The organism is Mesorhizobium sp. B263B2A, assembly GCF_020165775.1.
Taxonomy (GTDB): domain Bacteria; phylum Pseudomonadota; class Alphaproteobacteria; order Rhizobiales; family Rhizobiaceae; genus Mesorhizobium; species Mesorhizobium opportunistum.
The window spans coordinates 183,352-199,732 of record NZ_JAIUIU010000004.1; the positions used below are offsets into that span (position 1 = coordinate 183,352).

The 16,381-nt window shown below is 63.4% G+C and carries 14 protein-coding genes; 6 read left to right on the plus strand and 8 right to left on the minus strand.

Annotated elements, in window-relative coordinates; all coding sequences use genetic code 11:
• Nucleotides 1-3: 3 nt before the first annotated feature.
• Both LB568_RS10150 and LB568_RS10155 read right to left on the minus strand, forming a co-directional pair.
• Nucleotides 4-828 carry an ABC transporter permease gene (locus LB568_RS10150; protein WP_013892691.1) on the minus strand — a complete coding sequence of 275 codons (825 nt, stop codon included), beginning with the start codon at nt 826-828 and terminating at the stop codon, nt 4-6.
• Nucleotides 825-1,742: an ABC transporter permease gene (locus LB568_RS10155; protein ID WP_224730014.1), complete on the minus strand. Its 918-nt coding sequence runs from the start codon at nt 1,740-1,742 to the stop codon at nt 825-827. The genes LB568_RS10150 and LB568_RS10155 overlap by 4 nt, the downstream gene beginning before the upstream one ends.
• A 351-nt stretch (nt 1,743-2,093) precedes the next feature.
• Between LB568_RS10155 and LB568_RS10160 the strand changes: the two genes are divergently transcribed.
• Nucleotides 2,094-3,512, plus strand: a complete 1,419-nt coding sequence (locus LB568_RS10160; RefSeq protein ID WP_224730015.1) for an aminotransferase — start codon at nt 2,094-2,096, stop codon at nt 3,510-3,512.
• A gap of 196 nt (nt 3,513-3,708) precedes the next feature.
• Here the strand turns inward: LB568_RS10160 and LB568_RS10165 are convergent, their stop codons facing one another.
• The gene (locus LB568_RS10165) at nt 3,709-4,911 is read right to left on the minus strand and encodes an aromatic ring-hydroxylating oxygenase subunit alpha (protein ID WP_224730016.1); all 1,203 of its coding nucleotides are present in this window, start codon (nt 4,909-4,911) and stop codon (nt 3,709-3,711) included.
• 498 nt (nt 4,912-5,409) lie between these two features.
• On the opposite strand from LB568_RS10165, the gene LB568_RS10170 reads away from it, so the two are divergent.
• Nucleotides 5,410-5,820, plus strand: coding sequence for a hypothetical protein (locus LB568_RS10170; protein WP_023776855.1), 411 nt, complete (start codon nt 5,410-5,412; stop codon nt 5,818-5,820).
• Nucleotides 5,821-5,937: 117 nt separating this feature from the next.
• Here LB568_RS10170 and LB568_RS10175 read toward each other — a convergent pair whose 3' ends face one another.
• Both LB568_RS10175 and LB568_RS10180 read right to left on the minus strand, forming a co-directional pair.
• Complete coding sequence (locus LB568_RS10175) at nt 5,938-8,025, minus strand: PAS domain S-box protein (RefSeq protein ID WP_224730017.1); 2,088 nt, start codon at nt 8,023-8,025, stop codon at nt 5,938-5,940.
• 104 nt (nt 8,026-8,129) lie between these two features.
• Nucleotides 8,130-8,903 carry a response regulator gene (locus LB568_RS10180; protein WP_224730018.1) on the minus strand — a complete coding sequence of 258 codons (774 nt, stop codon included), beginning with the start codon at nt 8,901-8,903 and terminating at the stop codon, nt 8,130-8,132.
• A 45-nt stretch (nt 8,904-8,948) separates the two neighbouring features.
• Between LB568_RS10180 and LB568_RS10185 the strand changes: the two genes are divergently transcribed.
• A complete protein-coding gene (locus LB568_RS10185; RefSeq protein ID WP_023763781.1) occupies nt 8,949-9,650 on the plus strand; it encodes a response regulator transcription factor in 702 nt (233 codons plus the stop codon).
• Nucleotides 9,651-9,718: 68 nt separating this feature from the next.
• Here LB568_RS10185 and LB568_RS10190 read toward each other — a convergent pair whose 3' ends face one another.
• A complete protein-coding gene (locus tag LB568_RS10190; protein ID WP_013892699.1) occupies nt 9,719-9,886 on the minus strand; it encodes a hypothetical protein in 168 nt (55 codons plus the stop codon).
• A 200-nt stretch (nt 9,887-10,086) separates the two neighbouring features.
• Here LB568_RS10190 and LB568_RS10195 point away from each other — a divergent pair, with 200 nt between their 5' ends.
• Nucleotides 10,087-10,338 (plus strand): hypothetical protein, encoded by a 252-nt coding sequence (locus LB568_RS10195; protein WP_224730019.1) that lies wholly within the window; start codon nt 10,087-10,089, stop codon nt 10,336-10,338.
• A 273-nt stretch (nt 10,339-10,611) separates the two neighbouring features.
• Nucleotides 10,612-11,067, plus strand: coding sequence for a L,D-transpeptidase (locus LB568_RS10200; protein WP_023763784.1), 456 nt, complete (start codon nt 10,612-10,614; stop codon nt 11,065-11,067).
• A gap of 182 nt (nt 11,068-11,249) precedes the next feature.
• Here LB568_RS10200 and LB568_RS10205 read toward each other — a convergent pair whose 3' ends face one another.
• Nucleotides 11,250-14,333 (minus strand): efflux RND transporter permease subunit, encoded by a 3,084-nt coding sequence (locus LB568_RS10205; RefSeq protein ID WP_224730020.1) that lies wholly within the window; start codon nt 14,331-14,333, stop codon nt 11,250-11,252.
• The gene (locus tag LB568_RS10210; RefSeq protein ID WP_224730021.1) at nt 14,330-15,679 is read right to left on the minus strand and encodes an efflux RND transporter periplasmic adaptor subunit; all 1,350 of its coding nucleotides are present in this window, start codon (nt 15,677-15,679) and stop codon (nt 14,330-14,332) included. Before LB568_RS10210 ends, LB568_RS10205 begins: the two co-directional genes overlap by 4 nt.
• Before the next feature lie 145 nt (nt 15,680-15,824).
• Between LB568_RS10210 and LB568_RS10215 the strand changes: the two genes are divergently transcribed.
• Nucleotides 15,825-16,358, plus strand: coding sequence for a TetR/AcrR family transcriptional regulator (locus LB568_RS10215; protein ID WP_023763787.1), 534 nt, complete (start codon nt 15,825-15,827; stop codon nt 16,356-16,358).
• The last annotated feature ends 23 nt before the right edge of the window (nt 16,359-16,381 follow it).

Sequence of the window (16,381 nt, forward strand, 5' to 3'; positions counted from 1 at the left end):
TGCTCAGGCATAAAGGCCTCCCTCGTTCTGGGTGCGTCTGGCCGCACGGCGACGCAGGATTTCGGCGATTGTCATCAGCAGGAAGGAGGCAACCAGTAGCAGCGTCCCAAGTGCCAGCACGCCCGGCAGCTTCGCCGCGAAGCGCAACTGGCCCCAGATATAGATCGGCAGCGTCGCCTCGGTGCCGGTCAGGAAGAAGGCGATGATGAACTCGTCGAGCGAGATGGTGAAGCAGACCAGCAGGCTGGAGATGATGGCCGGCGCCACCATCGGCAGCGTCACCCGACGGAAGGTGCCGAAGGCGCTTTCGCCGAGATCGGCGGAGGCTTCCTCCAGGCTGCGGTCGAAGCCTTCGAAGCCGGAGGTCAGCACCGTCATCGAATAGGGAATGCAGATCAGCACGTGGCCGAGCACGACGGTGAACAGCGAGAGGCTCAAACCCAGTTGCAGCATCACCAGCAGCATCGAGATGGCGACGATCACTTCGGGCAGCACCAGCGGCGCCATGATCAGGCCGTTGATGGTGCGGCGGCCGGGATAGCGGTAGCGGGTGATCGAGCGGGCGGCGAGAATGCCGAGCACCGTGGCGAGAACCGAGGCGCAGACGCCGACCTTCAGGCTGTTCCAGGCGGCGTCGAGCAGGGCCGGGGTGTTGGGCAGGTCCTCATACCATTTGAGCGTAAAGCCGGAGAGCGGAAACTTCGGCGTCGCGGCCGTGTTGATCGAGAAGATCGGCAGGAAGATCACGGGCAGATAGAGGAAGACGACATAGAGGAAGGCATAGGCGGACAGCCAGCCGCTGGACAGGAAGCGCCGCACCGCCGTCATCGTGCCAGCCTCTGCAGCGCGCGAATGACCAGCACCGTGGCCCCGGCCATCAGCGTCACGATCACCATGGTGGTGACGGAAAGGGCGGCGCCCAGCGGCCAGTTGGAAGCCTTGCCGAACTGCGCCTGGATGGCGTTGGCGATCATGACGCCGTCCTTGCCGCCGACGAGCTTGGGCGTGACGTAGTCGCCGACGGTCGGGATCATGACGATCAGCGCCGCCGAGATGACGCCCGGCGCCGACAGCGGCAAGGTCACGCGCAGGAACGAACGCAGCGGACCGTCGCCGAGGTCGGTCGCCGCCTCGACCAGCGTGCGGTCGACCTTTTCCAGCGAGACGAAGATCGGCAGGATGGCGAAGGCCGCCCAGGCATGGGTCAGCGTGATGATGACGGCGCTCGAGTTGTAGAGCAGCGCGGTCGACGGCTCGTCGATGATGCCGAGACCCATCAGGCCGGAATTCAGGACGCCGTTGTAGCCGAGAATGACCTTCCACGACATCACGCGCAGGAGATAGCTGGTCCAGAACGGGATGGTGATCAGGAATAGCCAGAGGCTCTTGTGACGGCCGCCATGGAAGGAAATGAAGTAGGCGATCGGGTAGGCCAGGACGACTGTGAACAGGCTGACCGTCAGCGAGATGTAGAGCGAGCGCCACAACAGATCGCGATAGATCGGCTCGGTCAGCGCGATGCGGTAGTTCTCCAGCGTGAAGGTGCGGTCGATGGTCAGGTAGTGCTGCGTCCAGAAGGAGTGGGCGATGACCACCAGGATCGGCAGGACCAGCAGGATGAGCGCGTAGAGAAAGGTCGGGCTGATCAGGGCAAAGCCCTGTACGGGTTCGGATTGCAGAAGGGCATTTCGTCTGGCCCGCGTCATGCGCAACGGGGGCGACCCTTCCGCGGCCGCCGTCATTGCCAAACTCCGCGGGGCCAGACTCGGGAGGGCAGGACTCCGGGTGTGATCTCGGTTGCTGGCCTGGACTGTCCCGCCATGCGGCATCCCATTGTGCTGGCGCCGGCTGTGTTCCCATTTTTGGTTTTGGAGCGCGATCGGACGCAAAACCGGTGACCACTTTTGCTGATCGCGTTCCTAGCTTGCCGGCTTTCTTTCATCATGCGCGCATCCGCCGATTGAAATCAAGCGCTATTTCTGAGATATTGATTGAATGGACATTCAAAATATGGTGAAGAAAGCCGCCATTTCCGGCATTTGCCGCCGAATTTTAAGTCCGAGAAAAGATTGATAGGCGGTATGGAGGCGACAATGGCGGCAGTGAGAGACCTGAAGGCGACTGAAATGGCAGCGCATGGCGGCGATGATGCGATCGAACTGGGCAAGCGCCACCTCATCCAGCCTTGGCCGTATGCCGGGTCCGTCGGTGCCGAAGCGCGCGCGCTGATCGGCGAGGGCGATGGGATCTACATTACCGACAGCACCGGCAAGCGGCTGATCGATGGGCCTGCCGGCATGTGGTGCGTCAATGTCGGCCACCGCCGCGAGGAGCTGGCCCGAGTGATGTACGACCAGGCGATGGCGCTGTCTTACAACACGCCGTGGTACACGATGAACGCGCCGTCGGCGGAGCTTGCCATGCGTATCGCCGGCCATACGCCTGGCGATCTCAGCCATGTCTTCTACACCACCGGCGGCTCTTCGGCCGTCGAGACTGCGCTGCGCTTCATGCAGTTCTACAACAATGTGCGCGGCCGGCCGGAAAAGAAGCTGATCCTGAGCCGAGGCGGCGCCTATCACGGCTCGACCTATCTGTCGGCCTCGCTCAACGGCCGCCCGCGCGACCGCGACTGGATGGATGGCGCCGACGAACTGGTGATCAAGCTGTCGTCGCCAGATCCGTTCCGTCGCCCGCACGGCATGAGCCTTGCCGCCTTCACCGATTTCCTGGTCGACCAGTTCCGCGACACCATCGCTCGCGTCGGCGCCGACAAGATCGGCGCTTTCGTCGGCGAGCCGGTGCAGGCCTCCGGCGGCGTCGTCGTGCCGCCCGACGGCTATCTCAAGCGCATCCGCGAGATCTGCCGCGACAACGACATCCTCTATGTCTCCGACGAGGTGGTGACGGGCTTCGGCCGGCTCGGCCATGTCTTTGCCTCGGGCGACGTGTTCGGCATCGATCCCGACATGATCACCTTCGCCAAGGGCGTCACCTCGGGATATTTCCCGCTCGGCGGCGTCATCATTTCGGAGCGGCTGCTGGAGGAACTGCGCCGCTCGAACCATCCCGACGCCTTGTTCGGCCATGGCCTGACCTACACCAGCCATCCCGTCGGGTGCGCCGTGGCGCTGAAAAACCTCGACCTGCTGGAACAGGGCGTGCTTGCGCACACGCAGGCGGTCGCGCCCTATTTCCAGGCGCAGCTGAAGACGCTGGAAGAGCTGCCGCTGGTCGGCGAGGTGAGAGGCGTCGGGCTGATGGGCTGTGTCGAATGCGTCGCCGACCGCGAAAGCAAGGATCCGCTGCAGCTCGACAAGGACGTCGGCAAACGCATCGACGCGCATTGCCACGAGCTCGGCCTCCTAGTGCGGCCGCTGATCAATATGTGCGTGATGTCGCCGCCGCTGATCATTTCGCGAGAGCAGATCGACGACGTGGTCGGCATCCTGCGCGAAGGCATTTCGCGCACCATGGACGATCTCAGGAAAGAGGGCGTGTGGCGGGGGTGAAGCTTGTCCCTTCTCCCCGTTTCACGGGGCGAGGGTGCCGGCAGGCGGATGAGAGGCGGCGCCAGCGTTGGCGATTGTTCGCATTCGCATCTCGTTGCCTGCCCGATGCAATTCCGCAAGGCTGCCCTTCACCTGCCTGCCGGCATCCCCTTCCCGTAGACCGGGCGAGAGGGACGCTCGCTTCGCGGTCAGCATCTTACGACCGCGACCGCAGCGCGTCGTTCAAGTTCCACATGTCCTTCTCCTCCGGCGCTGTCTCCAGGCCCAGCACCGGCAGCATCTTGCGCAGGTGGTCGTGGTGGGTGCGCACGCCATATTCGAGGTCGGAGAGGTAAAACCCCTCGAAGGCTTCGGACAGCATGGATTCGTTCGACCACACCGACAACTGCACGTCTTCCGACATCGTGTCGCGGTCGATGCGGAAGGAGAGGTAGCGGGCGGCGGCCTGCTCGCGGCTCTCGTCGCGATAGCGGTAGATGGCGCCGCGCAGCAGCGTCTGCCCGGTCGACAGCGGAAACTCCTGATAGAACTGCACCGATTCCGGCATCACCGAGATGACCGCATTGGGGAAGATGCCGTAATAGACCCAGGCCTTCTTCAGATAGTCGGGCAGATGCGTCGGCTCGGGCGCGATCTTGACGTAGTTCCGGACGCTCCAGCGGCGGCCGGCATGCGGGTTGTAGGTGGCGAAGGAGCGCGACACGCCGTTGATGAACGGCTCGTCGAAATAGGTCGCGCCATATAGATCCTGCAGGGCAGGATGGGCCATGGCGACATGATAGCCTTCATTGTCGACATCGCGCACCGACTTCCAGTTGACCGGCGTCTTCTGGTTCCAGATGCCCCAGGAGGGCACCATGTCGGCGGCCTTGTAGTGCGCGAATTCGGGCTCGATCGGCTTCATCAGTTCGGCGACCGAAGGCTGCGGCCCGCCATTGCGGAAACGGATGAAGATGAAACCCATCCAGATTTCGAGATCGAGCTGCATCAGTCCGAACTCGGTCTTGTCGAGATCGGGGAAAGAGCGCGGGCGCGCGGCGCCGCGCAGCGTGCCGTCGAGATTGTAGACCCAGCCATGGAACGGGCACACCAGCGCGTTCTTGCAATTGCCCTGGCTGTCGGCGACGACGCGGCTGCCGCGATGGCGGCACATGTTGTTGAAGCCGCGCACCACGCCATCCTTGCCGCGCACGATCAAGGCACGCTCGCCGACCACGTCCATGGTCAGATAGTCGCCGGCGTTGGGTACGTCGGAGACATGTCCGACGATCTGCCAGTGGTTGCGAAAGACATGCTCCTTCTCAAGCTCGAGAAGGGCATCGGAATGGTAACTCCAGCCCGGTAGTCCCCGCCGGTCCCAATCGTTGGGGATCGCCACGTCACGGAGGTGCGGGTTCATAAAAAGTCTCTTCTTTTTGTTGAATAATCATTCAATAAAAGCATATTTTTCATTGAAATGCAATGGCTTGCGAAAATCGTCCTGATTTTTCACTGAAATTCGAGCGCCGTTTCCGGTTGAATCCGATCGGGCTGTTGGCCGGGAAAATCCCGGAGAATCCGGGCGTTAGTCACGGTTTCCAAGGTGCTGTCCCGGCTCGATTCCGCATGGCGTGCCGAAGGACGAACAAGGCTTGTTGCGAGGGATCAAAATGGCCTCGGCGCTCGCCGGCTCTGCCCGCGCTGCAGCGGCGCTCTGGAACGGATCGGGCCCGAAACCGGCGGCGCGAACCTTTGTCCGACGAGCGTGCGGGCTGCGTTGTGACCGTTTTTGCCCGATTTTGCCCGGAACCATGTTTCGTTTCGGTTACATTGGCAGGCTCGCGTCACCTTTGCGCCGTTACAAAGTGCGGCTAGGTTCGTTTCATCACTAAAAAGAAACTCAGCGAAGGGGAAGGCAATGTATGCGAAAGTTGAGACCATCAGCAGCGACCACCGCCTTGAGGCTCCACAGCGCGCTGACCGCCGCCCGAAACTGGCGTTACGCCAACGCGCCAGCGACCACCCGATGGCCATGTTCATGGGGCTGGCTGCTTGCGCCTTCCTCGGCATGGCGCTTACGCCGACGGTCGGGCCGGCTTTCGCTTCGCTGAACCCGCCGGCCAACGCCATCGATGGCGCGCCGACAACCATCAAGACCGCGCGCCTGCCGATGCGCGCAATCGACTTCGCCTGCAAGGGCCAGTCCTGGGGCGCCGAGAGCGTGGATTGCCTGCGCGCCATTGCCCAGCAGTCCGGTACGCACAAGAACCGCGCCATCCGCATGATCGCCAACGCCGCACCGTTGACCGACACGCCTAACGTTTTCTGATTTCCGTCGAGGCATGATCCCGAACCGGTTCCCTCTCGGGATCGTGTCCTGACCTCCCCGAGCGCTCCTCCAGCGCTCCATTCGGCTCCCGCGGCGCAATCCGCCGGGGGCCACTTTTTATCCTTTGACCGTCGCCTGTTCGGCAATGGCGGACAGCACGCTGCGCACATCGAGCGTGCTGAACGGCTTTTCGAGGATCTGCGGCCGCTGCTGCGCCGGCAAGGCTTCGATCTCCGCTTTCGCACCGATCAGGTCGCCGGTGACCAGCACGAAACGCCGCGCCAGATCAGGCCTTTCGGCCAGCAGTTCGCGATAGATGGCAATGCCGCTGATGCCAGGCATGCGCAGGTCCGAAAACACGATGTCCGGCGGCATGTAGCCGCTCAAGGTGGCGGCGCCCGATTCCCAGACGAGCGCGACCCGCGACTTGATGCCCATCAATTCGAGGATGTCGGACAGCGAGCCGGCGACGTCAGGCTCGTCGTCGATGATCAGGGCATGGCGCAGGCCACTCGAGCGCGGCTGGTTCTCGCCGGCGGCAGCGATGCCGGCTTCAATGGCCGGCAGTTGGACGACGAAACGCGCGCCTCTCGGCAACACTTCCTCGAACCAGACATTGCCATTGTGCCGCTCGATGATCGACTTCGAGATCGACAGGCCGATGCCGGTGCCGACCCCAACCGGCTTGGTGGTGAAATAGGATTCGAAGATGCGGGAGCGGATCGCTTCGGGCACACCGGGCCCGTTGTCCTCGACCGAAAAGCCGGGTTTGCCCAGGTCGCCGCGGAACGTCCGTACCTTGATCAGCCGATCGCCGGCGACACCGGCCAGCGCATGCTGGCTGTTGATGAGGAAATTCGCCGCCACCTGCGTCACGTGGTCGGCATCGGCCATGGCCAGCAGCGGGCCGGCGGCGAAATCCGTGTCGATGATGATGCCGCTCGATCGTGCGCCATAGGCGGTGACCTCGAGAGCGGCGCGGATCACCTGGTTGAGGTCGGTTTCGGCCTGTGCCGCCGGATGAAGGCGGACCATCGACAGGAAGCTCTTGACGATGCGCCCGCAGCGCTCGGCTGCGGCGCGGACTTTCTCGGCACGAACCTTGGTCTGGGGGTCGGAAGCGAATTCGTGCAGCAGCGTCGATTGCGCGACCACCACCGCCAGCGGGTTGTTGAGCTCGTGCGAGACGCCGGCCAGCAGCGAGCCCATCGCCGCCATCTTTTCGTTCTGGTGCAGCTTCTCGCGCTGCCGGTTGATTTCCTCCTCGGCGCGCAGCCTGTCGCGCAGGTCGCGGATCGAGCCGAAGATCAGGCGACGGTCGCCGACGCGCATCTCGGTCGCCGTCAACTCGATCGGAAACACCTCGCCCGCGGCATTCTGCGTCACCGTCTCCAGCCGCTGGCCGACCATCGGCGCGCCGCGCCCCGACATGTAGTCGGCGCCCGACGTATAGCCCTTGCGGTAGTATTCCGGCACGACGGTGTCGAGCAGGTCCTTGCCGAGGATGTCGCTGCGTTGGAAGCCGAACATCTTTTCGGCGGCCGGATTGAATTCGATGATCGATCCGGCTTCGTCGATGACGATGATGGCGTCCAGCGAGGCCTGCAGCATCGTGCGGCGGATCACTTCGCTGGCATGGGCGTCGGAGAGCGAGTGTTCGATGGCGTCGCCGATAGCGAGCGCGATGATATGCAGCGTCGCCTCCTCCTCGTCGGTCCATTCGCGCTCGTCGGCGCAGTCATTGACGGCCAGCGTGCCCCACAGATGGCCATGCGCGAAGACGGACACGGACAGGAACGACTTGATGTCCTGCTTTTCGAAGTCGGTCCTCAGGAAACCCTCGAGATCGCGCGTGTGTCCGGCGAAGATCTTGCCCTGGCGTTCGTCCTCGGCCACCCGCTCCAGCAGCGGATCCGAATTGACGATCGACTGCATGATGACGGTCGGCGACGCCAGCTCTCCGCCGAAGTCGGGATCGATCCAGTAGGCGGCGACCGACTGGGCAAAGCCTTGGCCGGGCAGTTCGCGCAAGCGGAACAGGATACCGCGCTGGCACTCGATGGCGCGGCACAGCGTCTCCAGTATGCCGTCCATTTCGCGCTGCCAGTCGCCTGCCTCGCGCAGCCGGCGAACCACGCGCACGGCCGCCATCGCCGCGCCCTGCCTGAGCCCTTGCATATCCGTGCTTGCTGTTTCAGCGGTCATCGTCAGCCGTTATTCCAGGGTCCTGCCAATTCGATCGGCCCAATCGATCGGCCCAATCGATCGGCGAGCCACGGCTACGAACCTGAAACCTGTAGGCCTGGCTTTCAGTTGCCGTCGCCGGTCGGCAGCGAGAAGATATAGCCTTCGCCGCGCACCGTCCGCAGGAATTTCGGGTTGGCAGGGTCGATCTCGATCTTCTTGCGCAGGCGCATGATGCGAATGTCGACCGCGCGCGATGATTCCGGATCCTCGGTGAAGCCGATCGCCTCGGAAATCGCGGCGCGGGTCAGCAGCCGGTTGGCGCGCGTCAGGAAAACCTCGAGCACGTCGAATTCGCTCTTTGCCATGTCGATCACCGCGCCGTTGGCGCCGGTCACCAGCCTGCCGTCGAGATCGGCCTGGAAGGGGCCGAAGGCAACGGAGCGGCGATCCGTCCTGGCTTTCCTGTCCAGCAGTTCCGACGGCTGCGGAACACGGCGCAGCACGCTGCGCACCCGCGCCAGCACTTCGCGCAGCTCGTATGGCTTGACGATATAGTCGTCGGCGCCGAGCTCCAGCCCGACGATGCGGTCGAGCGCGGTGCCTGCGGCGGTCGCGTAGATGATGCCGATCGGCATTCTCGAGCGCAGCCAGCGGCCGAGCGACAGTCCGTCCTCGCCCGGCATGGCGATGTCGAGGATGGCTAGATGGAAGGGCTGCGTCTCGATCAGGATGCGGGCCGCGGCCGCGGTTTCCGCGGTCGTAACGTCATAGCCGGCGGCGCCGAGATACTCGGCGACCGCGTCCCTCAGGTCGGGCTCGTCCTCGACGATGACAATTCTTGCCCGCACGATGCTCTCGCTCCCACTTTCAGTGGAAAGTAGATTGGGTATAAACATGATGTCCAGCACTCATATCCGGTTGCCAGGGAACGGTTGGAGAATATGGCCCCACGAGCCGTCATTGCGCTTGTTTCCGTCGCCGACGTGATTGCGACCGAACTTGCCGATCATCTCGAGCGGCGTGGCCATGACGTGCGTCAAGCGCGGCAGCCCTGGGAAGCCGAATCGTTGCTGTCGGGGAAGGGCGTCGATGTCGTCGTTGTCGGCGACAGCCTCAGCCAGGCGGATGGCCGGGATCTGCTGCGGCGTTACGGCGGCCAAGGGAATGGCGGCGAGGACGGACCGGATTTCATCCTGATCTGCCGGCCGGCCGACCTCGTCGACAAGGTGCTGGCGCTCGAGCTTGGCGCTGCCGACGTCGTCGAGAGCCCGCTCAATGTGAGGGAACTCGCCGCCCGTGTCGGCGGCCTGCTTTCGCGACGCGGCAGGGGCAACCAGGAACTGATCGTGCTGGAGAACGCGACCGTCGACTTGAGGTCGGCGATGGTCATGCATCGCTCCGGCACCGAAGAGCAGCTGTCGCCCGGCCAGGTGGCGCTGCTCAGGCTGTTCCTGGCCAGTCCGCGCAAGGTGCTGACGCGCGACGACATCATCGCGGCGGCGCCGGCCGAAAACGCCGACGCCTTCGACCGTTCGATCGATTCGCGCATCGTGCGGCTGCGCCGCAAGCTCGACACCGAAACCATCACCACCATCCGTGGCGCCGGCTACCGGTTCGATCCGCCGCGTCAATTCGCCGACTGACTGCTGGGCACTCTCGGTGACGGTTTGGCCGAGCATCGGATTTTCCTGTTCGCCGATGCTCCCGGAGTTCAGCGTGCCACCAGCAGCGACGGACCCGATGGCATGTCATTGCTCATGACGAGTTCGTTTGCCTGGGCGCGCTCCTTGAGGAGCACCGTGGCAAGAGCGGCAAAGCCAAGCAGGCCCTGCGCATAAAGCAGTGCGGAAAGCACCGAGGCCGCGAATTTCGTTTTCATCGTCCGACTCCCAGAATGTCAATTCTTCAAAAAATTGAATGTGTCGCGGGTCGCCTCGGGAAACTCCCGAAGTGCCCGCGCCGCCCACGGAGCCCCCCGCAGCGGCGCGGGCCTTCGGTCCTCTCGGCAGCAAGTTGCCGGAGGGGCCGCGCAATGCCAGCAGCCGAAGGCCAACCCGCCAGAGGGCCTTCAATCGGGCGATGCGCACGCTGGTGGTAATCCAGACCGAGGCAGAAAACAGAGCGACGTGCGGGGTAGAGATCTCGCTCGAACTCATCGCCAGCCTTGTCACGGGGGCGCCGGCAAGAATGCCGACACTACCTATGGCCGCTGCCGTGATGCTGATCCTGAAGAACCAGAACTGCGTGTTCGCTTTCGTTCCCGTGGCCGTTGCCGTCTGCTTTCGTTACGTCAACCTTGCCGGCCAGCTGTATCGGCTTCATGCCGCTTGAAGCCGCGCTTTGTTGCAGATTGGTTTCGGGAAATCGGCTCTATCCTTTCATTAAGGGAAGTTCGAACTTTCGTTTCGGGCTGAATACCTATGTGCGGATTTGCACGCTCGTTCGGCGACAGCGATCGCGTCACCCGGTGACTTGGGCCGTTAACCAGAGGAAACAGATTCGAAACACAAACGAGCATTTCGCGAAATCTCTCCGAAACATGCGGAGCCGATAAGCCCCCCCATCGAATTGGAGCCGGCCAGACCGGCAGAGAGAGGGGACATCATGCACACCACCATCACCGCGAAGCTGATCAACATCACCGCCGCCACGCTCACCGGCGCCGCGCTTCTGTTCGGCGCCAACGCCGCTCACGCCGCCAACAAGATCGTAGCGCGGGTCTCGCTTTCGCAGCAGGTCATGGAGATCTCGGTCGATGGCCGGCCGACTTTCGCCTGGAAGGTCTCCACCGGTGACAGGGCGCATGTGACTCCGACCGGCTCGTTCAAGCCGACCCGCATGCATGAGATGTGGTATTCGAAGAAATACGACAACGCGCCGATGCCGCACTCGGTCTTCTTCAGCGGCGGCTATGCGGTCCACGCCACCTATGCCATCAAGCGTCTCGGGCAGCCGGCCTCGCATGGCTGCGTGCGGCTACACCCGGACAATGCCGCCGATTTCTACCAGCTGGTCGAGACCTTCGGGGCCGCCAACACCAGCATCGTCATCGTCAAGTAGCAGGCTGAAGAAGCGGGCCGGTTTACCGCCGTGCCCGTGTTCAGGCTCCCGCCGGAAATGTCCGCGGTATCGAGCTCGCTCAAACCGGTGATATTGAGCCCGCTCAAACCGGCGGTTTGAGCACAGCCAAAAAAAGAGGCCGGGGATTTTTCCGGCCTCTTTTTTGTTCTTCGGCTTTTCTATCAGTCCGGCAGGGCCGGCATCAGCTTCGGATCCGGCTTTTCCGCCAGATGCGGCAGGTCCTTGCTGGCGATGAAGGTGTAGAACATGGGCACGACGAAGAGCGTGAACATGGTGCCGACGAGGATGCCGGTGAAGATGACGAGGCCCATCGAATAGCGGGCCGCGGCACCGGCACCGCTGGACGTGATCAGCGGCACCACGCCGAGCGCCATCGCCGCCGTCGTCATCAGGATCGGCCGCAGGCGCACCTTGGCCGAGGCGATGATGGCATCACGCCGTCGCATGCCGTGGATTTCGCGCTGCTGGTTGGCGAACTCAACCAGCAGGATGCCGTGCTTGGTGATCAGGCCGATCAGCGTGATCAGGCCGACCTGGGTGTAGATGTTGAGCGTGCCGAGGCCCAGATTGAGCGGCACTATGGCGCCGAAGATCGACAGCGGCACCGCCATCATGATGATCAACGGGTCGCGGAAGCTTTCAAACTGCGCCGCCAGCACCAGATAGATGACGATGACGGCGGCCCCGAAGGCGATCAGGATCGTGTTGCCCTGCTCCTTCTCCTGCCGGGATTGGCCGGAATAGTCGATGAAGAAGGTGTCGGGCAGGCTCTCCCTGGCGATGTCCTCGAGCACTTTCAAACCATCGCCGGTGGTGACGCCGGGCAATGGCAGCGCGGAAATCGTCGATGAATTCAGCTGGTTGAACTGCTCGATCGCGGCCGGCGATGCATTGTTCGAAATTTTCACGACGGCCGACAGCGGCACCATCTCGCCCGTCACGCTGCGCACGAAGTATTGGCCGAGTTTTTCGGGGTTGTCGCGGAATTCCTGCGGCACCTGCGGAATGATGTCGTAGCTGTTGGAGTCGCGGTCGAATTGCGCCACTTCGGCGCCGCCGACAAGCAGCGTCAGCGTCCGGCCGATATCGGCGATAGGCAGGTTGAGGGCGGCGGCGCGATCGCGGTCGATGGTGACCGTCACCTGCGGCGAATCATAAGACATCGAGTTCTGCACGACGATGAAGCGGCCCGAGGCCTGTGCCTTGTTCTTGATCTGCTCGGCTTGCTGGTACACTTCCGAGGAATCGCCGGTCGAGCGCACCACCATGGCGATCGGCAGGCCGCCGCCGGAGCCCGGCAGCGTCGGCGGGGCGAAGACGAAGGCCTGGACACCCGCGACCTTGTTGATACGAGCCGTGATGTCGGCCTGCAGCTCCTTGGAATTGCGCTTGCGGTCAGCCCAATCCTTGAAGGCAAAGCCGACGAAAGCGCTGTTTGTCGTGCCACCGAAGGCCACGGCGGAGAACTGCGCCCGTGTTTCGGGAATGTCCCTCACCAGGCCGAGAATCTGGTTGACGTAGGTCTCGGTGTAATCGGATGTCGCATAGGCCGGCGCGGTCACGAGCGAGAGCAGGAAGCCCTGGTCTTCTTCCGGCGCCAGTTCGGTCGAGGTCTTGGTGAACATGAAGCCGGTCACGCCGACAAGCGCCAGCACGATGAGCAGCGTCAGCGGGCGATAGTTCAGCGAACCGGTGACGGCGCGCTCGTAGACATGCTCGACCCGCGAGAAAACGCCGTCGACGATGCGCTGGAACCGGCCGGCGTTGCCGGGCTTCAAGAGGCGCGCCGACATCATCGGGGTGATGGTGATGGCGATGACGCCCGACAGCACCACCGAGCCGGCGAGCGTCACCGCGAACTCGCGGAACAGCGCACCGGTCAAGCCACCGGTGAAGGCCAGCGGCGCGAACACGGCGGCCAGCGTCATGGTCATGGCGACGATTGCGGAGGCGATTTCGCGCATGCCGCTGAACGCCGCTTGCATGGGCGTCATGTGGTCTTCTTCCATGTGGCGGTGGATGTTTTCCACCACCACGATGGCGTCGTCGACGACAAGGCCGATTGCCAGCACCATGGCCAGCAGCGACAGAAGATTGATCGAATAGCCGACCGCGAACAGAAGGAAACAGACGCCGACCAGCGACAGCGGGATGGTGATGATCGGCATCATCACCGAACGGAAAGAGCCAAGGAACAGAAGGATGACGACGACCACGATGGCGACCGCCTCGGCGATGGTCTTGAACACCTCGTCGATCGAGGCGCTGATCTGCCCGGTGGCGTCGTAGACGACCTCGATCGTCATGCCTTTCGGCAGCGTTTCCTGGATCTGCGGCACAAGCTTGGTGAGCGCGGCCGCTGTGGTCAGCGGGTTGGCCGCCGGGGTCGGGAAGATGGCGAGGAAGGTGCCGGGCTTGCCGTTGAAGGAGACCCTGGTGTCGGTGTTCTCGGCGCCGAGTTCGACGCGGGCCACGTCACGCAGCCGCACGACATTGCCGTCGGTCGAGCGCAGCGGCAATTCGGCGAAGGCTTCCGGCGTCTGCAGCGTCGAGCGCACGGTAATCGACGAGACGACATATTCGTTCTGGGTGTTTCCGGGCGCAGACAGGAAGTTGGAGTTGTTGATCGCTGCCAGCACTTCGGCTGCCGTCACCCCGCGCGCGGCAAGCCGGACCGGGTCGATCCAAACGCGCATCGAATATTCCTGGGCGCCGAAGATCTGCACATCGGCGACACCTTCGACCGTCGACATGCGGGGCCTGATGACGCGCTCGATATACTCGGTCAGCTGCTCCTTCGTCATGTTCGGATTCTGCATCGAGATGTACATCATCGCGAACTGCTGGCCGGTGCCCTTGACGATGACCGGGTCCTTGGACGCGTCCGGCAAGGTGCCGCGCACGCCCTGGACCTTGGACAGCACTTCGGTCAGCGCCACGTCGGGGTTGGAGCCGAGCTTCATCTGCACCGTCACGGTGCTGGACGACGGACGGCTGGACGAGGTGACGTAGTCGATGTTTTCGGTCGAGGCGACGGCGCGTGCGATCGGGGCGGAAATGAAGCCCTGGATCAGGTCGGCGCTGGCACCCGGATAGGCGGTCGTGATGGTGATCGCCGTTTCATCAACCTTCGGATACTGCCGGATCGACAGGTTGAAGATGCCCTGGAACCCGAGCAGCAGGATCATGCAGGCAAGGACCGTCGAAAGGACGGGCCGGCGAATAAAGAGATCGGAAAAGCTCATTGCTGGTCGGCCTGCTTGTTCGCCGATTTGGTCGGGTCGATGGTGTTGTCGACGTTGACGGACATGCCGTTGAAGAGGCGGTTCTGGCCCGCGGTGACGATCTCGTCGCCTGCCTTCAGCCCTTCGACGATCTCGACCATGCCCTGGTTGCGGCGACCGGGCTTGACGAAGACCTGCGACAACACCAGCGCTGGCTTGTCGCCTTCCGCCGCCGGCTTGGCCGCATCGGTAGCGGGCTGGTCGGCAGGTTTAGCCGCATCGGCCGCGGGCTTGGCCGCTTCAGCGGCCGGCTTCATGGCATCGGTTGCCGGCTTCATCGCGTCCGCCGGCTTGGCATCCGCTGGCTTGGCATCCGCCGCCTTGTCGGTAGCCGCAGCGGGTTTTTCTTCCGGCTTGGCCGGCGCCGCCGCAGCCGGTTTGGCCGGTTGCACGACGAAGACGTAGTCGCCGTAGAGGCTGGTGGTCAGCGCCGTCTGTGGCAGCATCAGCACGTTCTGCTCCTCGGGCAGTTCGACACGCACCTGCACGAACTGGCCGGGGGTCAGCTTGCCGTCGGGGTTGGCGACCTCCGCCCGGATGTTCACCAGCCGGCTGGACGGGTCGATCTTGGGGTCGATGCCGCGAATGGCGCCGGCAAACGGCTTGTCGTCGCCACCAAGTCCCAAGCGAACCGTCTGGCCGATCTTGAGCAGCGGGAGCTCCTGTTCGGGAACCGTGAAGTCGGCCCGCATCGTGTCGAGATCCTGCAGTGTCACAACGGAAGTGCCGGGCGACAGATACTGGCCGAGGTCGATCTTCGGGATGCCGACCGTACCGGCGAAGGGAGCCGTCAGCTGCTTCTGCTCGAGCACGGCCTGGAGCCTGGTGACCTGGGACGCCGAAGCGGACGCCGCCGCCCGCGCGCTGTCCAGTGTCGAGTCGGAGCCGACGCCGCGTTTTGTCAGTTCGAGGGCGCGGTTCAGCGACACCTGATCGAGCGCGGCCTGCGCTTTCTGCGCGTCGAGATCGGCGCGCTCGACGGCGTCGTCAAGTTGCAGCAGCACCGCGTTGGCCGCGACTTTCTCGTTGGCGTGGAAGGGGATCTCCTTGACGATGCCGGCGGTCTCGACCGTCAGGTCGACACCACGCACCGCCCGCACGGTGCCGATCGCCTCGACGCCGGGCGTCCAGCTCGATGGCTTGACGATTGTCGTCGACACGGTCGCCGCGGGCGGCTTCATGGTGGCGAAATACTGCTTGATGCCGTTGTCGCGCAGGAAGTTGAAGCCGACGATGCCGCCGACCACGATGACGAGCACGGCCAGGACCGCAATGATGATAATGATACGGAGTATGCGCTTGAACAAGGAAGTCCCCTCAGTCGAAATCCGGCGCAAAGCGCGGACATCGGGACACATATCGACTGCAGGCCCCGATTTCAAATAGCGGCGGTCTTACTGTACCGTCTGGACGGTCTTGTCAATTGGGCCTAAGTTTGCCAAGGGAGGCGCCATGAGAGCCCAACGACCGAATTCGCGCGAGAAGATTCTCGCCGCGGCGGCAGATGTTGCCCGGGAAACCGGGCCCGGCAGCCTCTCGCTGGAGGCCGTCGCCAGCCGCGCCGGCGTGTCGAAAGGCGGGCTGCTCTACAATTTTCCGACCAAGGCCAAATTGATGCAGGGGCTGGTCGAGGACTATCTGCGCGAATTCGAGCGGGCGTTGGAAGTCGCCAATCGCAATGGCGAGGGTAAAAACCCGCTCGCCGTCTACATCAGGCTGTCGGCCAATGACTGCGAGGAAAAGCAGCCCTCGGCCTCCTGGATCTTTTCGGCGATCGCCGAGGATCCCGATTTCATGACGCCGATCAAGACGTTCAAGCGCCAGCTTTTCGAACGGCTGAAGGGCGAAACATCAGACCTCAAATCGCTGCTGGTCTGCTATCTCGCCATCGAGGGGTTGCGCAGCATGAACCTCTTCGATTCCGATGTGCTGTCGAAAGACGAGCGGGAGCTGTTGGTCTCCTCCCTGCTGGAGATCGCCAAATAGTCGGGGCGGTGCGAGCCGACAGC

Coding starts and splice junctions, on each gene's coding strand:
- LB568_RS10150 (WP_013892691.1), bottom strand. CDS start 828: ATGACGGCGGTGCGGCGCTTCCTGTCCAGCGGCTGGCTGTCCGCCTAT.
- LB568_RS10155 (WP_224730014.1), bottom strand. CDS start 1,742: ATGACGGCGGCCGCGGAAGGGTCGCCCCCGTTGCGCATGACGCGGGCC.
- LB568_RS10160 (WP_224730015.1), top strand. CDS start 2,094: ATGGCGGCAGTGAGAGACCTGAAGGCGACTGAAATGGCAGCGCATGGC.
- LB568_RS10165 (WP_224730016.1), bottom strand. CDS start 4,911: ATGAACCCGCACCTCCGTGACGTGGCGATCCCCAACGATTGGGACCGG.
- LB568_RS10170 (WP_023776855.1), top strand. CDS start 5,410: ATGTATGCGAAAGTTGAGACCATCAGCAGCGACCACCGCCTTGAGGCT.
- LB568_RS10175 (WP_224730017.1), bottom strand. CDS start 8,025: ATGACCGCTGAAACAGCAAGCACGGATATGCAAGGGCTCAGGCAGGGC.
- LB568_RS10180 (WP_224730018.1), bottom strand. CDS start 8,903: ATGTTTATACCCAATCTACTTTCCACTGAAAGTGGGAGCGAGAGCATC.
- LB568_RS10185 (WP_023763781.1), top strand. CDS start 8,949: ATGGCCCCACGAGCCGTCATTGCGCTTGTTTCCGTCGCCGACGTGATT.
- LB568_RS10190 (WP_013892699.1), bottom strand. CDS start 9,886: ATGAAAACGAAATTCGCGGCCTCGGTGCTTTCCGCACTGCTTTATGCG.
- LB568_RS10195 (WP_224730019.1), top strand. CDS start 10,087: ATGCGCACGCTGGTGGTAATCCAGACCGAGGCAGAAAACAGAGCGACG.
- LB568_RS10200 (WP_023763784.1), top strand. CDS start 10,612: ATGCACACCACCATCACCGCGAAGCTGATCAACATCACCGCCGCCACG.
- LB568_RS10205 (WP_224730020.1), bottom strand. CDS start 14,333: ATGAGCTTTTCCGATCTCTTTATTCGCCGGCCCGTCCTTTCGACGGTC.
- LB568_RS10215 (WP_023763787.1), top strand. CDS start 15,825: ATGAGAGCCCAACGACCGAATTCGCGCGAGAAGATTCTCGCCGCGGCG.